This is a genomic window from Methanoregula sp. PtaB.Bin085, from assembly GCF_002067035.1.
Lineage (GTDB): Archaea > Halobacteriota > Methanomicrobia > Methanomicrobiales > Methanospirillaceae > Methanoregula.
The window spans coordinates 111,099-134,549 of record NZ_MVQB01000062.1; the positions used below are offsets into that span (position 1 = coordinate 111,099).

Annotated in this window: 14 protein-coding genes; 10 read left to right on the forward strand and 4 right to left on the reverse strand. The window is 56.4% G+C overall.

Going from position 1 to position 23,451, the window contains the following annotated elements:
- Nucleotides 1-199: 199 nt before the first annotated feature.
- The 7 genes from A4E33_RS14295 to A4E33_RS14325 all read left to right on the forward strand — a co-directional run bounded on the left by A4E33_RS14295 (nucleotide 200) and on the right by A4E33_RS14325 (nucleotide 9,707).
- Entirely contained in the window at nucleotides 200-4,477 is a 4,278-nt protein-coding gene (locus A4E33_RS14295; RefSeq protein WP_292349131.1) for a PAS domain S-box protein, read from the forward strand.
- Nucleotides 4,478-4,553: 76 nt separating this feature from the next.
- On the forward strand, nucleotides 4,554-6,023 hold the full coding sequence (locus A4E33_RS14300) for a bifunctional UDP-sugar hydrolase/5'-nucleotidase (RefSeq protein ID WP_292349133.1): 1,470 nt from the start codon (nucleotides 4,554-4,556) through the stop codon (nucleotides 6,021-6,023).
- 128 nt (nucleotides 6,024-6,151) lie between these two features.
- Entirely contained in the window at nucleotides 6,152-7,030 is an 879-nt protein-coding gene (locus A4E33_RS14305) for a thiamine pyrophosphate-dependent enzyme (RefSeq protein ID WP_292349247.1), read from the forward strand.
- Entirely contained in the window at nucleotides 7,027-8,139 is a 1,113-nt protein-coding gene (gene porA / locus A4E33_RS14310; RefSeq protein WP_292349135.1) for a pyruvate ferredoxin oxidoreductase, read from the forward strand. Before A4E33_RS14305 ends, porA begins: the two co-directional genes overlap by 4 nt.
- On the forward strand, nucleotides 8,132-8,659 hold the full coding sequence (locus tag A4E33_RS14315; protein WP_292349137.1) for a 2-oxoacid:acceptor oxidoreductase family protein: 528 nt from the start codon (nucleotides 8,132-8,134) through the stop codon (nucleotides 8,657-8,659). Before porA ends, A4E33_RS14315 begins: the two co-directional genes overlap by 8 nt.
- Nucleotides 8,656-8,916, forward strand: a complete 261-nt coding sequence (locus A4E33_RS14320; RefSeq protein WP_292349138.1) for a 4Fe-4S binding protein — start codon at nucleotides 8,656-8,658, stop codon at nucleotides 8,914-8,916. The genes A4E33_RS14315 and A4E33_RS14320 overlap by 4 nt, the downstream gene beginning before the upstream one ends.
- Before the next feature lie 62 nt (nucleotides 8,917-8,978).
- Entirely contained in the window at nucleotides 8,979-9,707 is a 729-nt protein-coding gene (locus A4E33_RS14325) for a hypothetical protein (RefSeq protein ID WP_292349140.1), read from the forward strand.
- 16 nt (nucleotides 9,708-9,723) lie between these two features.
- On the opposite strand, the gene A4E33_RS14330 is transcribed toward A4E33_RS14325, so the two are convergent.
- A complete protein-coding gene (locus A4E33_RS14330) occupies nucleotides 9,724-10,086 on the reverse strand; it encodes a hypothetical protein (protein WP_292349142.1) in 363 nt (120 codons plus the stop codon).
- Nucleotides 10,087-10,288: 202 nt separating this feature from the next.
- On the opposite strand from A4E33_RS14330, the gene A4E33_RS14335 reads away from it, so the two are divergent.
- Complete coding sequence (locus A4E33_RS14335; RefSeq protein ID WP_292349144.1) at nucleotides 10,289-10,852, forward strand: cupredoxin domain-containing protein; 564 nt, start codon at nucleotides 10,289-10,291, stop codon at nucleotides 10,850-10,852.
- A gap of 257 nt (nucleotides 10,853-11,109) precedes the next feature.
- Here the strand turns inward: A4E33_RS14335 and thsA are convergent, their stop codons facing one another.
- Complete coding sequence (thsA, locus tag A4E33_RS14340; RefSeq protein WP_292349145.1) at nucleotides 11,110-12,765, reverse strand: thermosome subunit alpha; 1,656 nt, start codon at nucleotides 12,763-12,765, stop codon at nucleotides 11,110-11,112.
- Between the two features lie 424 nt (nucleotides 12,766-13,189).
- Nucleotides 13,190-14,116, reverse strand: a complete 927-nt coding sequence (locus A4E33_RS14345; protein WP_292349147.1) for a transcriptional regulator — start codon at nucleotides 14,114-14,116, stop codon at nucleotides 13,190-13,192.
- Nucleotides 14,117-14,159: 43 nt separating this feature from the next.
- Here A4E33_RS14345 and A4E33_RS14350 point away from each other — a divergent pair, with 43 nt between their 5' ends.
- Nucleotides 14,160-15,386 (forward strand): tRNA(Ile)(2)-agmatinylcytidine synthase, encoded by a 1,227-nt coding sequence (locus A4E33_RS14350; RefSeq protein ID WP_292349149.1) that lies wholly within the window; start codon nucleotides 14,160-14,162, stop codon nucleotides 15,384-15,386.
- 250 nt (nucleotides 15,387-15,636) lie between these two features.
- A complete protein-coding gene (locus A4E33_RS14355) occupies nucleotides 15,637-21,396 on the forward strand; it encodes a PAS domain S-box protein (protein ID WP_292349151.1) in 5,760 nt (1,919 codons plus the stop codon).
- A 142-nt stretch (nucleotides 21,397-21,538) separates the two neighbouring features.
- Here A4E33_RS14355 and A4E33_RS14360 read toward each other — a convergent pair whose 3' ends face one another.
- Nucleotides 21,539-23,338, reverse strand: a complete 1,800-nt coding sequence (locus A4E33_RS14360; protein ID WP_292349153.1) for a sensor histidine kinase — start codon at nucleotides 23,336-23,338, stop codon at nucleotides 21,539-21,541.
- Between the last annotated feature and the right edge of the window lie 113 nt (nucleotides 23,339-23,451).

A 23,451-nucleotide genomic window follows, 5' to 3' on the forward strand; every position in this document is an offset into this window, starting at 1 on the left:
AACCGGCATCTGACTCTTCGTTTGGGGGTTATACCTCCTCCCCACATACCTTGTTGATACACCAGCATAATAAACCCCGGACCGGGCGGGGCGAAAGTGAAAAAAGATAGTGCCATCAGAAAATCTCAATCCGACCACATTTTTTATCATATCAGCTGGAGAAACGTTCCTTGAGTATTCCCGGATCCGGGGAGGAATTATGCCTGAAAAGAACGGAAGGGAGATACCGGAAAATCCGGAGATATCGGCGGCTTCCCAGAATGATGATCGTCTTTCATACCAGCAGGAATCCCGGAAAAAACCACCTGATCTCCGGTCGCTCATCCAGAACCTGAAAGAGAGCGAGAAACGGCTGAACCTCCGATGTTCGCTGCTGCAGGCAATAATTGACGGGGCCAATGCTGCGATTTTTTCCGTTGATCCCGGATACAGGTATACGAATTTCAACAGGAAACATATCGATCTTGTTCGCGAATTGTACGGGAATGAGATCAGCCTGGGGGAAAACCTGAAAACGGCCTTTTATGTGGAACGAGATTACCAGAATATCCACGAGCTTGTCCGTCAGGCGTTTGCAGGAGACGAGGGATCTGTCAGCGATTTCTTCGGGGACAACGCTCACAACCGCAGGTTCATCGATATCTCCGCCTATCCGATCTGCAACGAAACGGGTTGTATCACCGGTGCCGCAATTATCGCCCTTGATAGTACAGCCCGGAAACAGCACGAGATGGAACTGATCGAACGTGAAGAGCGGTTCCGGCGGCTGGCTGCGGATGCACCCGATTTCCTGTATCGTATGTCCCTCCCGGAGGGGAAGTATGAATTTGTGAGCCCGGAAGCACACGCGTTCACCGGATACACTCCGGAAGAATTCGCACGGAAACCCGGCCTGCTCTATGAGTTGATCCATTCGTCAGATAAGGATGCGTTCGGACGGCAGCTGGAACTCCTGATTCAGGGCAGGGCGCCCCCTCCGGCTGAATTCCGGATCGTGCACCGGAACGGTACGGTACGCTGGGGATATTTCAGGACTGCCCTTGTCCGGGATACTGAAAACAAACCTGTGGCTGCTGAAGGTTTCGTCACCGATATCACGAGACTGAAAACCGAGCTGGCCGAAACCCAGATGACAAAAGACCGGTTCCAGGCGATCGTTGAATCGGCAGATGCCGGAATCCTTGTCGTTGATGCGACAACCCATATCATTTCCGATGCCAACCCCCGGGCACGGGAGATGATCGGGGCGCCCCGGGAGAACATTATCGGTGCTGTCTGCCACAATTTCATCTGCCCTGCGGAAAATGGCAGGACCCCGGTACCTGATCCCGGCGGGAAGGTGGATGAATCGGAGCGGGTAATCCGCACCGCAGACGGACGGACTATTCCGGTACACATGAGCGTAGTACCGGCACACATCTCCGGCAGGGATGTGCTCATCGGGTCCTTCTTCGATGTCTCGGAACTGAAGAAAGACCGGGATGTCCTCCGGCAGAGCGGGGAACGGTACCGGGCATTTATCACTGACAGCAGCGATGGGATTTTCAGGTCTGAATCAGACAGAAAAATTTCCGTAACACTTCCGGCTGATGAACAGATTACCCTCCTGCTTGAATCCGGATATATTGCTGAATGCAACGATGCGATTGCTCGGATGTATGGTTTTGAACATGCCGGGGAACTGGCCGGGCAAAAACTCTCGCTGGTTATCGACATTCATGACCCCGCCATGATCGAATGTATGCGAACCTTCATCCGAAACGGGTATCAGATCGCGGGTTACGAGAGCGAAGAACGCGACCCGACCGGCCGGATCCGCTGGTTTTCCAGTACCCTGAACGGTGTTGTCCGGGATGGCTGTGTTACCGCGCTCTGGGGCATCCGGCGGGATATCACCGGCCGTAAAAAAGCCGAGGTTGCCCTCCGGCAAAGCGAGGAGCAGTACCGGGAACTGGTGAACCGGTCGATCGATATCATGTATACCATCGGTTTTTCCGGGGAGATTACATCGATAAGTCCGGCTGTGATCCCGCTCCTTGGTTACCAGCCGGAAGAGATGATTGGGAGAAACATTCTTGAATTCATCAGGCCGGAGTCCCGGCAATACGTGCAGGAAATTCTCGCAAGAAAAAAAGAGGGAGATGCATCAGATGCTTTCTTTGAGGTATATCTCCGGGCAAAGGATGACAGCCTCATCCCGTTCGACGTGAATATGCGAGTCCGCTCCGATGGTCGTGACACTGCCGGTATCATCGGTATTGCCCGCGAGATCGCCGAACGGAAACGAAACGAGGATGCACTCAAAGAAACCGAAGAGCGGTTCCGTATTCTCCTTGAGTACGTTCCGTCCGTAGCCGTACTGGCGTTCGGGCCGGATTTTTCGATCATCTCATGGAACCAGGCCAGCGCGAAAATGTTCGGGTTTACTGCAGAGGAGGCTATTGGCAAGGACATCCGCGAGCTGCTCATCCCGCCCGAATTCCGTGATGAGGTTACCGAAACATGCAGGGATATGGAGAAGACCGGTATTCCCGTGCCGTTGGAAGAACGCGACTTCCTGAATAAGAACCGTACACGCGTGCCCGTCTTTGTCACCCTTGCCGTTGTAAAAATTCCAAAAAAGAGCACAACACTTCACTGCATCGCAATCGACCTGACGGAACGGAAGAAGGCACAGACCGCACTCCGTGAAGCAGAACAGCGGCTCCAGTCGATCCTTGATGTTGCGCCGTTCGGCTCCTTCGTCTGTGAACTGCACGAAGACGGGAGCCTGGTGTTTATCGGCGGAAACAGGTCTGCGGACAGGATACTTGGTACCGACTGCACCCGGTTTATCGGGATGACTCTTGAAGAGGCTTTCCCGATGCCTGCCCCCGCCGGGATACCCGAAGCCTTCCGCAGGGTCATACGCGAGGGAAAACCATTCCATGATGATGCTTTTGAGTACATGACCGTTGGGGGATCAGGCATTTTCGAGATTCACGCGGTCCCGCTGGCACAGAACAGGATGACCGTGTTCTTCCGGGATATCTCCGAGAAGAGAAAAGCAGAAGAAGAACTCGAACAGAGCGAAACCCGGTTCCGAACCCTCATTCAGAATTCCCCGGACATCATCCAGATCCTTGACGGGGAGCGAAGGCTGGTCTACAGCTCCCCGGCACTCCGGAAGATCCTGGGGTATCCCGTAGAATCCCAGAATAACCAGCGTCTTCTCGATCTCATCCATCCTGATGACCGCGAACGTGTTGCAGCAGATCTCGACGAGGTGTATTCCCGCACAAACCCGGGAGTACCGACAGAGTACCGCATGCTCACCGCTGACGGGAACAGCATCTACGTGGAGTCCGTCGGAGTGAACCTGCTCGATGTACCGGGCGTAAACGGTATCGTTATCAACACCCATGCCGTCCACGAGCGGAAACGTGCCGAACAGGCACTCATCGAGCGCGAGGAACGGTTCCGGCTCATCTTTGAGCATTCCAACGATGCGATGTACCTTTTTGAGATCACCGCATCGGGTATGCCCGGAAAAATTGCGGATACCAATGAGGTGGCCGTTCACCAGACCGGATATACACGGGACGAACTGGTACAAAAAAGCCTGCTCGATCTCTGTTCCCGGGATCTTTCCCAGCGGTCGCGGGCCATCATGATGGAACTCCTGACACGCGGGGAGGCAAGGTTCGAGACCGAGACGATAAAAAAAGACGGATCCCTCCTGCCCGTCGAGATGAGCACACGTCTTGCAAAATTCAGGGAAAAGAACTATGTCATCGCCATCTCGCGGGATATATCGCGGAGAAAGCGGGAAGAGCGTGCGCTCCGGATTGCCAACCAGAAACTGCAGCTGATGAATATCGTTGCCTGGCACGATATCCAGAACAAGATCACCGGCCTCATGGGATACGTGGAACGCTCAAAAGACCGGCTCACTGACGAGAAACTGAAAAAATTCATGGACCGCGGGGAAGATGTCCTCAGGATCATCCACCGCCAGCTCCAGTATACCAGGGAGTACCAGGAGATGGGCATCCATCCCCCCCGGTGGGTGAGTCTCCCGCGGGTACTTCACACGATTGTATCCGTCAGGGAGATGGGATCGCTGAAGATCGAGATGGAGCTCCATGACCTTGAGCTCTTCTGCGACCCGGTCATCGAGAAGGTTTTCTCCCACCTGATCGAAAATACCCTGAAGCACGGGAAAAAAGCAACGAAAATCCATATCGCCTGCCAGGAGACTGCAACCGGGCTCGTGCTCGTGTATGAAGACGACGGGATCGGTATCCCCGTGGAAAAGAAAAAAGACCTCTTCGTCCCTGGCGCCGGTTCGGCTGCCGGTTTCTCCCTGTTCTTTGTCCATGACATTCTCGAGATCTCGGATATGACTATCCAGGAGACCGGTGTACCGGGATCAGGAGTCCGGTTTGAGATTGCCATACCCGGGGGACTCTACCGGATCAACCGGGAATCTTCATAAAAAGCGCCGACCATATCTCAGTTCCCGTCCGGATAAAATCACAACACATAACTGTCTTCCGTCGGATTTTCTCTGCATGCATACGAAGAAATTCACCATTCTGCATTCAAACGACATGCATGGCGATTTTCTCGCTGAGGCTGGCAGTGGTTCCGGGGAGATGATTGGCGGGCTTGCCCTCCTGTCCGGTTATATCAACAGGGTACGAAGTGAGGAAGAGAACGTCCTGTACGTTATCGCCGGGGACATGGTCCAGGGTTCCCTGATCGATTCGGAATACCGCGGGGTCTCAACGATCGAGATCATGAATTATCTCTCCCCGGACGTTGCGACGCTCGGAAACCATGAGCTTGACTATGGGCTTGAACATCTCCTCTTCCTGGAAAGGATGGCCAATTTCCCTATTGTCAATGCGAATCTGTATATCAAAAAATACCACAAGCGTCTGATGATGCCGCATGTTATCCTCAAAAAAGCGGGATTCGACATCCTCTTCATCGGGATTATCACGGAAAAAGTGATGGATTCAATCATCCGAGATACCGAGATCGGGAGTTTCATTTCGCTTGAGGAAGCACGGCATGAGGTTGGCAGGATCTGCAACGCATATAAGAACAGCGATATCGATCTCACAGTGCTTCTTACCCATATCGGTTTTGAATCGGATCGGGAGCTTGCACGGATGCTGGATCCCGCGTGGGGCGTTGACATTATCATCGGCGGGCATTCACATACGATACTCGATCAGCCGGCACGTGAAAACGATATCCTGATCGTCCAGGCCGGTGTCGGGACCAACCAGATCGGGCGGTTCGACATCACCGTTGACGACGACACCAACAGTATCACGGAGTGGACATGGAATCTTGTGCCGGTCTGTGAAAAAACCGCCCCGCCGGATCAGAAGCTCCTGGCATTCATCGACTCGTTCCGGGACGTTGTTGACCGGAAATACAAGACACTGCTCTGTAAATTCGCCACAACCCTGACCCATCCCTGCCGCGAGGAGGAATCAACGCTCGGGAACCTTGTGGCAGACATTTTCGCGGAAACCGCCACCTGCGATGTGATGCTGATGGGATCGGGGGCAATCCGGTCAAAGGAGCTCGGCCCTGCAGTAACCCTTGGCGATTTCAGGGCGTGTTTCCCGTTTGACGAAACCCTGAAACGGTACACGATCACGGGGAGCCAGCTGAAAGGTATCTTCTCCCACATCATGCGCCCGGATAACCGGGACGGCGAGGGGGAGTGTTACGAGGTGAATGGTGCGGTCAGGGCAGTGTACAATGACCGGAAAAAGATGCTTGAATCGCTCGGGATCCATGGTGAACCGGTGGATGAGGACCGGTACTATACCCTCGGGCTCATCGGGTATCATGCTGATAATTGTGAGAAGAATCTGAACATCACCAGGGAGGACCTGACCGCGCTGGGAGGGACAAAAGTAATTGCCACGTCAACAGTAAGTGTCCTTGAGGAATACCTGCAGGCCCACCCGAACCTGAACCGGCATATCGAAGGGCGGCTCGTCTTCCGGGCGTCCTGACTGCTATCCGTGGCGGCCGGACCGGATCTGATACTTTTTTCACCCGCAGTGATGATACTAATGACAGATCAACGATCGCGTGCTCGCGTTTGAGGATCCGTTCACCACCACTGCAGGAGTTGGATACCATCGCCGAAATACCCAAAGAAGAATACGTGCTGAAATGCACGTCTGCCTGTGCCGGGTGCAGCGATTCGCTCGCCCTCAGGTACGTGCTCAAGGCGGCAGGGCCCGATACCGTGCTCGTCGTTCCCGCATGCTGCACCAGTGTCATCCAGGGAATCTGGCCGAACACCGCCTTCAACGTCCCGGTGTACAATATCGCGTTCGGGGCAGCTGCGGCCTGCGCTTCCGGGATGAGCAACGCGTTCCGTGCAGCCGGGAAGAAGACAAATGTTATCGTCTATGCCGGAGACGGCGGAACGCTTGATATCGGGATCCAGGCCATGTCCGGAGCATTTGAACGGGGGACGGATTTCCTCTATATCTGCTACGACAACGAAGCCTACGGCAACACCGGCATGCAGCGATCCGGTGCAACGCCGCTCGGGGCAAGGACCACGACAACCCCTGCGGGCAAGACCGATGCCAAGAAAGACATCGACGCAATCATCGCCGCCCACGACCCGCCATACCAGGCAACCGCCGCCGCCGCGTACCCGCAGGACCTCTTCAAGAAAGTCCAGAAAGCCCTCACCTTCCGCGGTCCCACATTCATCCATGTCCTTGCCCCCTGCCCTCCCGGCTGGAGGTATTCGACCGAGAAGACCGTCGAGATGGGCAAGCTTGCGGTGAAGTCCGGCATGTGGGTTCTCTATGAGCGCGAATATGGCAGACTGACGATCGGCGCCCAGTCAAAAGCAGCGATGAAGAAACCTATCCCGCTCGAGGATTACCTTGCCCCGCAGGGACGGTTCAAGGGTATCGATGCAAAGACGGTGGATATCATAAAACAGCGGATCGCACGGAACCTGGCCAGACTTGCAGCGGAGGAGGCGGCACCATGAAAAAGATCGCAACCGGCAACAAGGCCGTTGCCGAAGCGGTGAAGCAGGTACGACCGGATGTCATCGCGGCATATCCCATCACGCCCCAGACCGAGATCGTGGAGCAGATCGCTGAGTTCGTATCCGGGGGGGAACTGAAGAGCCGGTACATCCCGGTGGAGAGCGAGCACTCGGCAATGGCAGCCTGCATTGGTGCAAGCATCACGGGCGCCCGGACATTCACCGCCACAAGCTCCCACGGGCTCCTGTACATGCACGAGATGACGAACTGGGCGGCAGGAGCACGACTGCCGGTCGTCATGGCGAATGTGAACCGTTCGCTCGGGCCCGGCTGGAACATCTGGGCGGAACATACCGATGCCCTGCAGGAGCGCGACACCGGCTGGCTGCAGGTGTACGTGAGCACGGTGCAGGAAGCATACGATGCTACCCTGATGGCGTTCCGGATCGCGGAACACAACGACGTGCTCCTGCCGGTGATGATCAACCTCGACGGATTCCTCCTGTCCCATATCATGCAGCCTCTCGACACGATCGATCCCGGCGATTTCATACCCCCGATGAGCCTCCCGCATGCGATCGATACAAAGAACCCGGCGGGATATGGCGGCCTGACCGGGCCCGACCAGCAGTTCAGGGTCCGCTGGGATATCGAGCGCTCGATGCGGGATGCCGTGAAGGTGATCGAGAAGACCCAGGAGGAGTTCGCGAAGCGGTTCGGCCGCAAGTACGGTTTCACCGAGGATTACCTGTGCGGGGACGCGGAGGTGATTATTGTCGCGATGGGTACCCTCGGGAAAGAGGCAGAAGTCGCTGTCGACATGCTCAGGCAGGAGGGGGTTAAGGCCGGGTCCATGCGCCTGCGCTGGTTGCGGCCGTTCCCCAAACTGAACCTGAAGGGAAAGCAGGTCGTTGTCATCGACCGTGATTACTCGTTCGGGCGCGGCGGGATCCTGGCAACAGAGATCACGGCACAGACAAAAGAACAGGTGGCGAGCATCATCGCGGGAATCGGTGGCCAGGAGGTCACCTATGAGGACATTGCAGACTTTGTCCGGCACCGTTGTATGGGAACGGAGTTCTGGTTCGGGGTGGACAAATATGTTTGAGATACGCATACACTCGCGTGGCGGGCAGGGCGGTGTTACTGCAGCCCGGCTTCTGGCGCTTGCCGCAATCTATGACGGGAAATACGCAACCGCTGCCCCATTCTACGGGGCAGAGCGCCGCGGTGCCCCGATCGTTTCGTTTGTCCGGATCGATGACAAGCCCATCAGGATATACAGCCAGATCAGGAAACCGGATATGGTCGTGGTACTTGACGCAAGCGTCATGGACGTTGTCGATGTACTGCAGGGACTCAAAGCCGGCGGGAAGGTTTTCGTCAACAGCCAGCAGAAGAAGACCTTTTCCGGCTACGTGTCAAGCAATGTGGACCTGACCGGCATCGCCCTGAAAGAGAACCTCGTGGTTTCCGGAAGCCCGATTCTCAACACGCCGGTCATCGGAGCCCTTGCAAAAATGGGGATTGTCTCCGTGGAATCGGCAAAGAAGGCAATCCGGGAGATGTTTACCGATGAACGCAATGTCAAGGCTGCTGAGGCCGCATTCCGGGAGATGAGCGCATGACCCCTGCACTGAAACGCGAACGGCTGGCTATCAGCAGGCCGGTGCAGGGTGCGGCAGGCAAGACCGGAACCTGGCGGGTTTTCCGGCCTGTTGTCGATAAGGAGAAGTGCAATGCCTGCGGTCTTTGCGCAACCTACTGCCCCGATGCAGTCATCAATGAAGATCTTGAGATCGACCTCACCTTCTGCAAGGGCTGCGGTATCTGTTCCAACGAGTGCCCCAAGAAAGCCATCGAGATGGTTCGCGAAGAGAAGTAATCCTCATTTCTTCGGCACCTTTTTGAACCTCCCCGCGAATACCATCACAGGAGGAAAATATTTTGAACCGAATGTTCTTTGGCGATGCCCGCGACCTGTTCAAGTTCGACCTTGTCCGCCATATCATGAAAGCATTCCCGGAACTCGGAAGCTTTACATTCGTCCCGATGCTCACGGAGGATGAACCGGTCTCCGGAAAGAAAACGACAAGGACAAAAGATCTTGGGCTTGCCGTGAAAAAGGGCAGGGCAGGAACCCGGAACCGCGAGCTGATGGAGGATCTCGGCCGGCTCCAGGAGATCGATGACGATCTCGCGTACTTCCATGGGATCCAGTCCTATTTCAGGAAGGAGAATATTGTCGTCGACGTCCTGCACAGGGATACGTTTTCCCACGAGCACCGCGAGAATTATTTCAAAAAAGTATTCGACAGGTTTCCGTCCAGCTCCCTGGTCTTTCTCGATCCCGATACCGGTCTTGAAGTGAAGAACCCGACCCAGCGGCACCTGCTGTTTGACGAGGTGAAGCGGATATTCGATCGGATGGACCATCAGTCAGTTCTGATGATCTACCAGCACCTCCCGCGGGTCATCAGAGAGGGATATATCAGAAAGCGGTGCAGGGAGCTTGCATCTCTCACGCACTCGCGACCGGAAACCATCACCGACAACGAGATCGTCTTTTTCATCCTCACAAAGAATCCCCAGCATAAGACCCGCCTCTGTGCCGTGCTGGGAGAGTATGCGGACCAATACAATACCCTGACTGCATGTGACTGCCAGGGAGCCTGAAAAAATACAGGTTTTTTCAGGATCCCGTTGTCTCATTTTCAAAATATTCGAGATCGAATTTATAGAAATGGGTAAAACCGCAGTTCCGGCACCGGATAATGAAGTGCCTGCAGCCGATGGTCATATCATGGGGACCGGTCACATGGCAGTTCCGGCAGGTTGCAGTCTCGACCAGCTTCCATTGATCATAGCAGCCGATCCTGATATATTCACCTTCCCTGCTGACATCCTCGATGCGGGGCACGAAAACCCGGGCAGCGCCGCAGTTGTTGCAGACGACCTTGGCCTGGTTCGGTACGGCAGTAATAATCTGGTCCGCGGTTTTTTTACAATGGTAGCAGTTTGTGGAATATCGTGTTGTGATGAACCGGTCGCTCATGGTTGATAGTGGGCACGTCCGGGTTCATTAACCTGATGCCCGGGAATCACACCGTACGGATCCGAGTCATAAACCGCGCGCCGATAATCTGGCCTGATAATTGTCCCGGTTTTCCCTCTCCGACACGGATATTTGCGGTAAACGGAAAAACGAGGCAATACTGGCGGTAAATTTAATTACACGCCGGATTCAATTGTATTTGATGAAGACGATTATCGGTGTGTTCATTCTGGTGATGCTTCTTGCCGCTGCCGGCGGATGTACCACCCAGCAGGCAAAACCTGCAGTCACGGCTGAGACCATCACAACAACAGCTGTCGCAACAGAAGTCCCGACTGAAGTTTCAACTCCCCAGCCCACGGCATCCCCGACAAAAATTATCACCACTACCGCAATCCCGGAGGCAACATCCAATGTATCGGCAACAAAGACTCCCTGGTCGTCTGCAACATTCTCGTCCACCAGGAAACTTGAAATCCATATCCGGGACAACAAATTCGAACCGGATTCCCTGACGGTTCTCCCGGGCACGATGGTCACCTGGATTAACGATGACAACAGGGTTCATATCGTCAAGGCAACCGGTGACAGTGCCGGAAAGTTCACGTCCGCAGAGCTGATGAAGGGTGCCCAGTTCAATTATGACTTTGGTGAGAAAACAGGGATCTATGAATTTACCGATCCCGCGTATCCTGAAATGATAGGGGCAATCATAGTCAGGAAGGGAGAAACCCTCTGGAGCGCGGAGAACAAGCCCTCATCATAACCTGCTGATAGTTTTTTCCCTTTTTTGCTGTTGTTTTTTCGATACGAACGACTACTTTTCCGTGTGGCAACCGGGGGATAATACATTCATAACCGGCAGTCCCGCGGTTCATCATTCTCAGACGGTGATAATAAAAATTCATTCAGGCGATACTGCCGGCAGTGGTTTTTTGGTTCACCTGAACCGTGCAAACCTTCCCGGAGAATGGGCCTTGTGCAATGGTAACAGAAAAATGTATAATAAAAAGGGGTGTGGGATCAGTAGTCGCCCATACCCGGGGGCATACCGCCCATGCCGCCCATGCCGCCGGGGCCGCCTGCGCCGGGTGCCGGCTCGGGAGCTTTGGAGGAGGCGATCACATCGTCAATGCGCAGGATCATGACCGCTGCCTCTGCGGCAGAGGAGATTGCCTGGGTCTTGACGCGGAGCGGCTCGACAACGCCGGCAGCCTTCATGTCAACTGCCTTGCCCTCAAACACGTTCAGGCCGTGGGTCTTCTTGCCCTTCTCGTGGGCTGCACGGATCTCGACGAGCATGTCGATGGGGTCGAGACCTGCGTTCTCCGCGAGGGTGCGGGGAATGACTTCGAGAGCGCTTGCGAATGCCTCGATGGCGAGCTGGGCCCGGCCGCCGACCGTTGCCGCGTACTCGCGGAGGCGGAGCGAGAGTTCTGTCTCGGGTGCGCCGCCACCGGCAACAACCTTCTTGTCCTCAACAACAACACCGACAACTCGGAGTGCGTCGTGGATGGCGCGCTCGAGCTCGTCGACCACGTGCTCGGTGCCGCCCTTGACGATGATGGAGACCGCCTTGGGGTTCTTGCACTGCTCGACAAAGGTCATCTCTTCGCCGCCAACCTTGCGCTCTTCAACGAGACCGGCCTTGCCGAGTTCTTCCTTGCCGATCGCATCGATGGAGGAGACGAGGCTTGCGCCGGTTGCCCGGACGAGTTTCTCCATGTCGCTCTTCTTGACGCGGCGGGTTGCAAAGATCCCTGCCTTGGCAAGGTAGTGCTGGGCGATGTCGTCAATACCCTTCTGGCAGAAGAGGACGTTTGCACCGCTCTTCTCGATCTTGTCGACAATGCCCTTGACCATCCGCTCTTCCTCGTCAAGGAATGCCTGGAGCTGGTCGGGGGAGGTGATGTTGATCTCGGCGTCGACTTCGGTCTTCTTGAACTCGACTGCTGCGTTAAGCAGGAGGATCTTTGCATTGGTGACCTTCTTCGGCATCGCCGGGTGGACACGTTCCTTGTCGATGAGGACGCCCTCAACGATCTCGGAATCCTCGATCGAGCCGCCGGTCTTCTTCTCGACCTTGATGTTCTCGACATCCACGGTGCCGTCGTCATCGGTGACCATGGTGACTGCCCTGACAACAAGGTCGCAGAGCTTGTCCTTGCTTGCCTCTGCGCTCTTGCCGGTCATGGCGGTACCGGCAATGTTCTTTAAGAGGGCCTTGTCGCTTGCCTTGACATCGAAAGCGATCTCTTTTAAGATTGCCTGCGCCTTCTCGGCAGCCTGCCGGTAACCGGCTGCGATAACGGTCGGGTGGACGTCCTGTTCGAGGAGGTCCTCTGCCTTCTTGAGGAGCTCGCCGCCGATGACAACTGCCGTTGTGGTCCCGTCGCCGACTTCGGCGTCCTGGGTCTTTGCCACTTCAACCATCATCTTTGCGGCCGGGTGCTCGATGTCCATTTCCTTGAGGATCGTGACACCGTCGTTGGTAATCACAACGTCGCCGATTGTGTCGACGAGCATCTTGTCCATGCCCTTGGGACCGAGCGTGGTCCTTACTGCGGCTGCCACTGCCTTTGCGGCGGTGATGTTCATACCCTGGGCATCGCGGCCGCGGGTACGGGTGCTGCCTTCCTTGAGAATGAGAATTGGTTGTCCTCCAAGTTGCTGTGACATAAAATCACCACTTAGCACAAATTTTAGCACTAAAATTGGTTTGTGGTTCTATATAAAGATTAGGAAAACCGGCACTCTGGGCATCCCGGTCGATCAGGAAATGTGCCCGCGTATGGAGAGTTTGTAACCGGGGATGGACTTTGTTACAGCGGTGAGTTGGTACAATACAACGTTTTGCCTTCATAAAAAACATGACAACCGATCCCCGGAAGAAAAATTTCAATCACCCCCTCTCTCCCTGCCTGCAATTTTTCAATCGGGATCCGATCGATCGGCCGTAACGTTCACGCCGGAAACCGGAAAAAGTTGTAAAGTACTCCCTTAGTGAATCAAGTACTTACCCGGCAATCAAGAGGGTACTTTACAACAAATTTTTCACGATAAAAAAAATTTACTAGGATGCGGCTGCAAAAACAGAAGGCCGTTACTCGCCCAGCAGGTCGAGGAGTTCGAATCCGTCCCCGATTGCGTGGAGGCGCTTCTCGCCAATCACCAGTGTCTTTCCGATCTTCTTCTCCTTGTGGTAATCGGTGATGACGCACATGGCGTGCTTCTTGGCGATCTGCGAGAGGTTGCCGATGAGAGCGGCCCGTTTCACCACTTTCTGTGCCGGCCCATAGCCGGTCAGGATCGTGTGTTTGTCGAACTCGAGCAGCGCCTGGAACGGCGCCCCGTGGAGCGTGTGGAGGTGGACGCCGATCTGCTCAAGGAACTCCATGGGGCTCTGCGGGTGCGTGCCGGTCTCCTTCCTGTCGACGTCCATGGCGCGGGGGGGTTCATGTTTTACGAGATCGATTGCCTCGACAACACCGGTATCGAAGAATTCCTCGATCCGGATCGCCACATCCAGTGTTGTGCCCATCCCGCTCTCGTACTTGCTGATGGTGCGCCGCGACACCCCGAGCACGTTCCCGAGATCGCCAAGCGACATGTTCCGGCGCTCGCGAAGCTCCCGGAGGGCGTCGCCATTGATGTTGACGTACAGGCCGCCCGGTGAGGCATATACGAGCGGGGGGATCTTCTCCACGAAGTAATCGTACAGGGTTGCGGGGCTGATGGCATAGATGCCGTACCGCACATAGACCGCCCCGCGCTCCAGTTCAGCGTCCCGGGCCCGTTCGCCCACGATCAGAGGGATCCCGCCCAGAAGCCGGGAGATGAGCTCGATATCGAACGCCACCTCCTCGCTCACCGAGTCGATATGGGAGACCACCTTGATCACGAGCAGCGTCCCGTTGTTGCGGGCGATGAGATCGAAACTCCGGGGCCGTAAGGTAAAGCGCTCGGAGACTTCAAACCCGGCCGTGATCATGACGCTCATGACAAGCTGGAGCTGGCGGTCCTGGGACATGCAGTTACAAATGGATGGAGCGTGCCCATATATTAATATAGACATGCTGATCGGGATCGATGATACGGATTCGCCGGCGGGCATGTGCACCACGTACCTCGGGGCAGTGCTCGCCCGCAGGCTCATCCGGGAGCACATGAGGGTGCGCGAGGCCCGGCTCGTCCGGCTCAATCCCAACGTGACGTTCAAGACCCGGGGCAACGCGGCAATCATGCTTGATGTCGATGGAGATCCGGACCGGGCATTCGCTATCGCGTCCGGCCTTGTGGAAGAGCTTGCCGATTTCTCCTGCAGCAACACCAATCCCGGCCTTGTTGTCTCGGAAACGAAACCGGATAGGGAGTTTTACCGGAAGGCAGTGACGGACTTCTGCACCATCGATGAAGCAACAGCCCTCCTTGAGGAAACCGGAGCCCGGTATCGCGGCTGGAAGAACCGGCGCGGCCTGATAGGCGCAACTGCAGCCGTGGCAAGCGAATTCCCTGACAGGACATCAGAAATACTCGTCTACCGCGAGCCGGCACGGTTTGGCACACCGCGTACTGTTGATCGGCAGAGCCTGTTTGACGCGGAAACGGCAACGTTCCCCCATACATGGGACACCGTCGATACCATCAACGATGTCGTGGTCTGCGTCCCGCACACACCCGATCCGGTCCTGTTCGGCATCCGGGGCGAGAGCCCGCAGTGGGTGATGGCAGCCCGGCAGATGATCGAATCCGAGAAACCCGGCATCGAGCAGATCTGGGTGACCAATCAGGGCACTGATGCCCACCTGCTTTCCGGTATCACGGGTCAGCTGCAGGAAGGGCTGTCATACCGGGTCCGCGGGACCGTGGCAGATGTACCAAAGACCGGGACGGGCGGCCACGTATCGTTCATGATACTGGACCGCGGCAATACCGTCAGGTGTATGGCATATGAGCCTACCAAAAATTTCAGGCACATCGTCCGCCAGCTCCTTCCGGGTGATGAAATTGTCGCAGCCGGGAGTTACAAGAAGGGCAGCATCAACCTTGAGAAGATGAAGATCATCTCTCTTGTACGGGCAGAAAGGAACCGGCCGCCGCTCTGCCCGGCCTGCAGCAAACGGATGACGAGCGATGGCAGGGGAAAAGGCTGGAAATGCAAAAAGTGCGGTGCGCGGGCAGATGCACCGGACGTTCAGGAAATCCGCCGGACGCTGAAGCCCGGGTGGTATGAGGTCCCGCCAACGGCACGCAGACATCTCGCCAGGCCATTATGCCGGGGACTGCCGGAGGAACTATGAATTGCAACCGGAGGTCGCTTCGGTTGTGAAGGCAGAGCCTTCGCGCAGGACCAGTATACCGGGAACTGCCGGATACATTTCAATGGCGACCGTAGGTTGCCCTGGTTGCGAGATCCGGTAAAGACATTAATCTCCGGTTTCTCCGGCGGTATTTTTTATAGGAGGCGTATTATTCTCCCGATTCGGGAGGAATCTTTTTGTATCATGATGAACTTCTGTAAATCACCGATAACTCAGGGCCGGAGCAGATGTGGTGATCTCTGTCCTCTATGTCGATGACGAGCAGTCCCTGCTGGAAATAGCAAAGCTCTTCCTCGAAGACACGGGCGAATTCAGGGTCGGGACGGCACTGTCGGCACAGGGCGCCCTCAAAGACGATTGCATCCGGACCTGCGATGCCATCGTTTCCGATTACCAGATGCCGGGCATGGACGGGATCGCGTTTCTCAAGGTCGTGCGGGAACAGTACGGCGACATCCCGTTCATCCTCTTCACCGGCCGGGGCCGCGAGGAAGTCGTGATCGAGGCGATCAACAACGGCGCCGACTTCTACCTCCAGAAAGGCGGGGATCCCGAAGTCCAGTTCGCGGAACTGGCCCATAAGATCCGGCAGTCGGTGAGGAGGAAACAGGCAGAATATTCGCTCCATGATTCGGAGCGGCGCCTTGCCGACATCATAGACTTCCTCCCCGACGCCACCTTTGCCATCGACCGGGCCGGCAGGGTCATCGCGTGGAACCGGGCGATCGAGGAGATGACCGGAATCCCTGCCGCTGAAATGGTGGGAAAAGGGGATTATGCGTATGCTGTCCCCTTTTATGGCGAGCGGCGCCCGATGCTCATCGATCTGATCGATAAACCCGATGAAAAAATTGCGGAATACTATACCGATGTCTACCGCGCCGGCGCGTCGCTGACGGCACAGACCGATCATACGCACCCGAAAGGCAAAAAGATTCTCGTGTTTGCCAAGGCATGCCACCTGTATAACCAGGCCGGGGAGATCACCGGCGCGATAGAATCCATCCGTGACGTTTCCGAAAACAAGCGCCTGGAAACCGATCTGGAGAGAAAACACCTTGAACTCCTGGCCTCCTGCGAGCAGGTCGCAGCTGCCGACGAGGAACTCCGGCAGCAGTATGACGAGCTGGCAAAGAGCGAGCGACAGGTACGCGAGAACGAGATGCGGTTCCGGAGCATTGTTGAAAACTCGCCGCTCGGTATGCATTTCTATGAACTGAAACCGGACCGGTCGCTGATCTTCACGGGAGCAAATCCGGGTGCGGATCGCATCCTTGGCGTTGATCACAGCCGTTTTGTCGGACAGCCGATCGAGCGCGCGTTCCCTCTCCTGACCAAAACGGATATTCCTGAGCAGTACAGGGCTGTTGCCGAGAATGGCGGGATCTGGCAGAAAGAACAGGTCGTCTATGACGGGAATGAGATCCGCGGCGTGTATTCGGTCATTGCGTTCCGGACGGCACCCGGATCCATGGTTGCCGTGTTCGAGGACATCACGGATAAAAAGCTGCAGGAGGAACGGATCGCGTTCGATAACGCCCTTCTCACTGCACAACAGGAGACATCCCTTGACGCGATCCTGATCGTAGACGAAAACGGCAGGATCATCAATTATAACCGGCAGTTTGTTGCACTCTGGAGAGTGCCGGAGGATCTCGTTCACCAGCGGATTGATGAGCTGGTGCTGCAGTTCGTCCTGAACCAGCTTGCCGATCCTGATACCTTCTATTCAAGGGTCAGATACCTGTACGAGCACAGGGAGGAGAAGAGCTTTGAGGAACTTCTGCTGAAGGACGGCAGGGTTCTGGAACGCTTTTCAGCCCCGGTGACGGGCACCGGAGGGAAATATTACGGGAGGATATGGTATTTCCGGGACATCTCCGCAAGAAAACGTGCGGAAGAAGCCCTTGAAAAACGAATCATCGCCCTGACACGGCCGCTCGGCGACACGAGTGTAGAATTTGAGGATCTTTTCGATCTCAGCGAGATCCAGCGCCTTCAGGACGAGTTTGCCCGGGCCACCGGTGTAGGAATGCTCCTCACCCGCCCCGACGGGACGCCAATCACAAAACCAAGCAACTTCTGCCGGCTCTGCAGCGAGATCGTGCGCAGGACACCTGCAGGACGGGATCGCTGTTTCCGGTCCGATTCCATCCTCGGAGGCCTTCACAGGACCGGGGGGCCGTACGTGCATACCTGTTACAGCGCGGGCCTCTGGGGCGCCGGAGCCAACATCGTTATCGGGGGCCGGCACATCGCAAACTGGCTTATCGGCCAGGTCAGGAACGCTGCCCAGAGCGAGGAAACCCTGCGGAACTATGCACGGGAGATCGGCGCTGACGAAGAAGAGTTCATGAAGGCATTTTATGAAGTGCCGGTCATGTCTGACGAGCGCTTCCGGTCCGTGGCGCAGTCTCTTTATCTCCTCGCAAACCAGCTTTCCACTTCTGCGTACCAGAACGTGCAGCAGGCACGGCTCATCACTGACCTCAGGAATATCGAAGAGGCATTGCGCACGAGCGAGGAACGCCTCCGGCAGTTTATCCGGCTCGCACCCCCGGCCATAGCCATGTTCGACCGGGAGATGCGGTATATCGCGGCAAGCCGCCGGTGGATGGCAGACTATCATCTCGGAGACCGGGATATCATCGGCCGTTCCCATTACGAGATCTTCCCCGAGATTTCGGAAGACCTGAAGGCTGTTCACCGCCGCGCCCTTGCCGGGGAGGTCCTGTCCGGTGATGAGGAGAAATTCGTCCGGCAGGATGGCTCCGTCCAGTGGCTCTCATGGGAGGTGCGGCCGTGGTATGCTGCCGACAACAGTATCGGCGGAATTATCATCTATTCTGATGATGTGACCGCGAGGAAGACTGCCGAGGAAGCCCTGCGGGAGAGCGAGGAAAAATACCGGCTGCTCACAGAAAATTCGATCGATATCGTCTACTCCATCGACCTGGAGGGGACCATCACCTATATCAGTCCCCAGGTATCCCGGTACGGTTACCGCCCGGAGGACCTGATCTTTCACAATATATCGGAATTTATCCTTGACGAAGATCTTCCCCGGATATGGCAGGATATCAGGACAACCGTCTCTACGGGACAGTCGACACGCACGATCTTCAGGTTTAAGAATCCGCGGGGTATCCCGATCTGGTTTGAGGATAACGGAACCCTCATCAAAACGGGCGGGGATATTGCTGCGGGAATCAGCGGTGTTCTGCGGGACATCACCGATCGTAAACATGCCGAGGATGCGTGCCGGGAAACCGAGGCGCAGCTGCAGCGGCTTGCAAAGAACGCACCGGACATGATTTACCGGATGTCACTCCCTGACGGCAGGTACGAGTACGTCAGCCCCGCATCGGTGGCCCTGACAGGGTACACGCCCGAAGAGTTCTATGCGGAGCCCGGTCTCATCAGGAAACTGATCCATCCCGCATGGAACGAATACCTGCAGAACCAGTGGCAGGCTCTCCTGGAAAACCGGGCCATGCCGTTTTACGAATACCAGATAATCGACAAAGCCGGGAAAAGCCGGTGGGTGAATCAACGGAATGTGCTCATCACCGATGACCGGGGAAAAGCCGTGGCCCTGGAAGGGATTGTAACCGATGTCACGCATCAGAAAAACGCCGAGCGCGATCTCCGGAGGAGCGAACTGCGATCCCTTGCCGTGAGCGAGAATGCCGGAGAGTGGATCTGGGAAGTGGATACAGACGGCATATACCGGTATTCCAGCCCGGCGGTAACGAAGATCCTCGGCTACCTTCCGGAAGAACTGGTGGGAAAGAAGCACTATTACGATCTCTTCGATCCTACGGTCAGGGAACAGCTGAAGGCACAGGCCTCTGCCGGATTTGAAAGTCACGAGCCGTTCAGGGATTTTATCAATGTCAACCGCCACAAGAACGGGTCTTTGGTCATACTGAGCACAAGCGCAACGCCGGTGTTTGATGAGACCGGGGCATTTACCGGATACTGCGGCGTTGATCAGGATATCACCCAGCACACCGCTGCAGAGTCAGCCATCCAGGCCATGGTCAGGAGCATGGTGGGAACGACCGGCCACGACTCCTTAAAAAAGATCACCCGGAATGTGAGTTCATGGCTGCAGGTAGACTGCGTCATGGTCGGCGAGATCCAGCCGGATCACGAGACCGTACAGGTCCTGGCTATGCTCCTTGACGGGGAGGAGGTGGAGGGTTTTACCTATACGCTCCGGGGAACACCCTGCGAGAATGCTTCAGACAAGGGATTCTGTATCTACCCGGATAATGTGAGGCAGTTTTTCCCGGCAGCAAAAGACCTTGCCGATCTCAATATCCGGGGGTATGTCGGCACATCGATCCGGAATTCCGGCGGGGACGTGATAGGGATCCTGTGTGCGTTGTCACGCAGCCCCCTCCAGTCCACCCCTTCAATCCGGGAGATCATGGATATCCTTGCCGTCAAGGCAGCTGCAGAGATCGAACGAAGCCGGATCGAGCGGGACCTTCTCCTCAGCCGGCAGCAGCTTGCCGTTGCCATGGATCTTGCACACCTGGCGAACTGGGAATACGATGTTGCCACGGACATGTTCACATTCAATGACCGGTTTTATGCCCTGTACGGGACCACCGCAGAACGCGAAGGAGGTACGCAGATGTCCTCGGGGACGTATGCAAAAGAGTTCGTTCATCCGGATGATCGCTGGATGGTTGCCGCCGAGGTGAAAAAGGCGCTCGAAACCACCGATCCCAACTATCAGTCGCACGTGGGACACCGGATCATCCGCCGGGACGGCGCGATCAGGTATATTTCCGTACGGATCGCAGTCACGAAGGACAGCAGCGGCCGGACAATCAAAACCCACGGTGCGAACCAGGACATCACGGAACGAAAACAGACCGAGGAAGAACTTGAGGAGAGCCGGCGCATGCTTGCCAGGGCCATGGACCTTGCAAACATCGTTGACTGGGAATTCGACATCGCCACCGGCCAGTTCATCTTCAACGACCGGTTCTATGCCCTGTACCACACAACTGCCGAACGGGAGGGCGGGTACCGGATGACGCCCGAAAGATACGTCCGGGAGTTTGTCCACCCGGATGACCGCGATGCCGTTTCTGCCGTGCTCGAGCAGGGTCCTGCATCGGCAAGCCCGGGCATGGAATTCCGGATGGAACACCGGATCATCCGCCGCGATGGCGAGGTCCGGTTCATTATCGTCCGCGTCGGGGCAACATCCAACCTCACAGGGCGCGGGATCAGCATCCATGGTGCAAACCAGGATATCACCGTCAGCAAACAGGCGGAGGAGGCCATCCGGCAGGCTCACAGGAAACTCCACCTGCTGACGGGCATCACGCGTCACGATATCAGCAACCAGCTGATGGCCCTGAACGGGTATGTCGGGCTGCTGCGCAAGAAAGTCACCGATCCTGCTCTCGAAACCCATTTCTCCCATATCACTGGTGCGAGCAGGCAGATTTCCACGATGATCGCATTCACGAAGGAGTACGAGAAGATCGGTGTTCATGCCCCGGTCTGGCAGACCCTTGCCACCATTGTGGACGAGGCAGCAAAAGGGATCCTTCCCGGGCAGGTTGTCTTACGAAACGATCTCCCTGCCGGCATGGAAGTGTTTGCCGATCCGCTCATCGTCAAGGTCTTCTTCAATCTCCTCGACAATTCGGTACGGCACGGGCAGCGCGTGACGGAGGTTTCCGTGTCGTGCCATCCTGACGGTGAAAACCTGGTTATCGTGTGGGAAGACAACGGCATCGGGATCGAACCGGATGAAAAGGAGCGAATCTTCGAGCGGGGATTTGGCAAGAATACCGGCCTCGGGATGTTCCTTGCACGGGAGATCCTGTCCCTCACCGGCATCACGATAAAGGAGACCGGCACGCCGTTTGCGGGCGCCCGGTTCGAGATGACGGTTCCGAGAGGAGCGTACCGCGATACCTCCACGCCACAGGAAGAACCATGGCATGCCCGTGGATGATGCCCCGCCAGCCCGGTCGTTTTTCCCCGGTCGCTTCCCTCATACGGCAGGTGATTGCGGTGACCCTGTTTCCGTGCCGGATACAGAACCATGAAACCCCGGCATGAAGGCATGTCCGGGGTTTTAAGGCACGACACGCGGTTCATGGGGTCCGGAACCTGCCGGACGGCACGCGGATACTGAACCGGACTCCCTGCCCGTGAATGCCGTTCTCCCGGATGGTTATGCCGGTAATCGAGAGTATCTCCTTTGCCAGGAACATGCCAAGGCCGGTGTGTTTCCCGAAACCCTTGAGGAAGATCTTCTCCTTCTCTTCCGGCACAACGCCAGTACCATTGTCTTCATACACGAGCAGCAGGTCCGGGTCTGCTTTTTCGGCAGAGAGCCGGATTTCCGTTACATGTCCGCCATGCCGGATCGAGTTGTCGATCAGGTTATAGAACACCCGTTCGATGAGAGGATCCGCATAGATTTCCGCAGTTCCCGTGTCATACCGGAACGCGATCTTTTTTTCAGCAAACGACTCCGCGGCACGTGAAAATACCGTGCCAATATTCTGCCAGACCGGCTCCCTGACGCCGAGATCCTGGTAGTCCCGCGTGAATTCCAGCTGGAGGCGTATGACCTCGAGGATCTTCCCCATGGTCTCAAGGTGGCCTGACCCTGGCGGGTCGGCAATCCTTTCCCTGACCAGATCGAGGTATGCAGAAAGCGCGGTTATCTGGTTGAGGATGTCGTGTCTGGTGATCCCGGAGAGGAGGACGAGCTTGCTGTTGACCGCCCTGATCGCCTCCTCTGCATGCCGCTGGGCGGTGATATCATGCAGGCTCCAGACCCTCCCGGCAGAACGGTTGCCGATCATCTGCGCCTGGACATAGAGTTCATAGATCTTCCGGTTCGTGAACCGGAGGTCCGGGGTAACGACCTGTTCAGCCGATTCCGGCAATGCTGCGATGAGCGAAAAGACCGTTGCCGGGTCTTCGATGCGGGACGCCAGGATTTGGGGGAATTCCCCGGCAACCTCCCCTTCCTTCGGCAGGTGTGCCGGCAGGCCGAGGATCCGGGATGCTTTCTGGTTGTATGCCCGGATAAGGCCCTGCCGGTCAACAACGAGAATCGCATCAGCCGTTGACTCGATGGTTGCTTTCTGGAGTGCATTCGCCTGCCGGAGCTCGGCGGTCCGCTCTTTCACGAGGTCTTCGAGATGGGCCCTGTACTCACGGAGCTCCTTTTCCGCAGCCTTTCTCCGGTCGATGAACCCGATGATGTACCCGAGGATGATGGTGATGATGCAGCTCGCCACGACAAACGGAAGTACGGATATGAGTGCCGGCATGACAGGGACCGGACCGGGCGGGCGGACGACTGCAAAGGAGAAGACCGTTGCATACGCTTCGATGACAGCAACACCGGTACCGAGAAGCAGGAACTGGATGAAGGGTGATTTCGGGAACCTGTTCAGCGATGTTCCGGCATAGAAGAGCGCCCCGAGCAGGATCCCGCACATCACCGTTACGATATCCTGCAGGGAGATGCCCCCGGCCGAGGAAAAACAACCGGCCAGCAGGACAACTGCGACGGCAAGCGAGGAGACCGGACCGCCGACCACCCCGGCAAGGGGAACGAGGATAAGGTTGAACCCGATGACCGCGGCATCCGCGGTATGCCAGAGTGCCGGCATGCTGATGGCGGCTGCAAGGCCGAAGACGAAACCGACACAGATCGAAAAGGCAAGTTTTGATCGCGAGATCAGGGTGTCGGGGATGAAGTTGTAGAGGAGGACAAGGGTCGCAATAATCGTGAAGTTCTGGACCATGGACCGCAGCAGGTCAAGGGATAAAAACGGCAGTTCGATCATCATTGCTCCTGATGCTTCCCGGCCGGATGACCAGTCCCCGGGCCTCCGGTACGTTGCCCGTAGCGGGCGATCCCGGAACCGCATGATCCGGATTGCGATATACAATAACCGGCTCGTATATGTAAGTTTTTTCCGGGCCGCAACGGGGGGATATAAGATATCCGGTCACCGATACTGAGTACAGTATCCGGGACCCT

Coding starts and splice junctions, on each gene's coding strand:
- A4E33_RS14295 (WP_292349131.1), top strand. CDS start 200: ATGCCTGAAAAGAACGGAAGGGAGATACCGGAAAATCCGGAGATATCG.
- A4E33_RS14300 (WP_292349133.1), top strand. CDS start 4,554: ATGCATACGAAGAAATTCACCATTCTGCATTCAAACGACATGCATGGC.
- porA (WP_292349135.1), top strand. CDS start 7,027: ATGAAAAAGATCGCAACCGGCAACAAGGCCGTTGCCGAAGCGGTGAAG.
- A4E33_RS14315 (WP_292349137.1), top strand. CDS start 8,132: ATGTTTGAGATACGCATACACTCGCGTGGCGGGCAGGGCGGTGTTACT.
- A4E33_RS14320 (WP_292349138.1), top strand. CDS start 8,656: ATGACCCCTGCACTGAAACGCGAACGGCTGGCTATCAGCAGGCCGGTG.
- A4E33_RS14330 (WP_292349142.1), bottom strand. CDS start 10,086: ATGAGCGACCGGTTCATCACAACACGATATTCCACAAACTGCTACCAT.
- A4E33_RS14335 (WP_292349144.1), top strand. CDS start 10,289: ATGAAGACGATTATCGGTGTGTTCATTCTGGTGATGCTTCTTGCCGCT.
- thsA (WP_292349145.1), bottom strand. CDS start 12,765: ATGTCACAGCAACTTGGAGGACAACCAATTCTCATTCTCAAGGAAGGC.
- A4E33_RS14345 (WP_292349147.1), bottom strand. CDS start 14,116: ATGTCCCAGGACCGCCAGCTCCAGCTTGTCATGAGCGTCATGATCACG.
- A4E33_RS14350 (WP_292349149.1), top strand. CDS start 14,160: ATGCTGATCGGGATCGATGATACGGATTCGCCGGCGGGCATGTGCACC.
- A4E33_RS14360 (WP_292349153.1), bottom strand. CDS start 23,338: ATGCGGTTCCGGGATCGCCCGCTACGGGCAACGTACCGGAGGCCCGGG.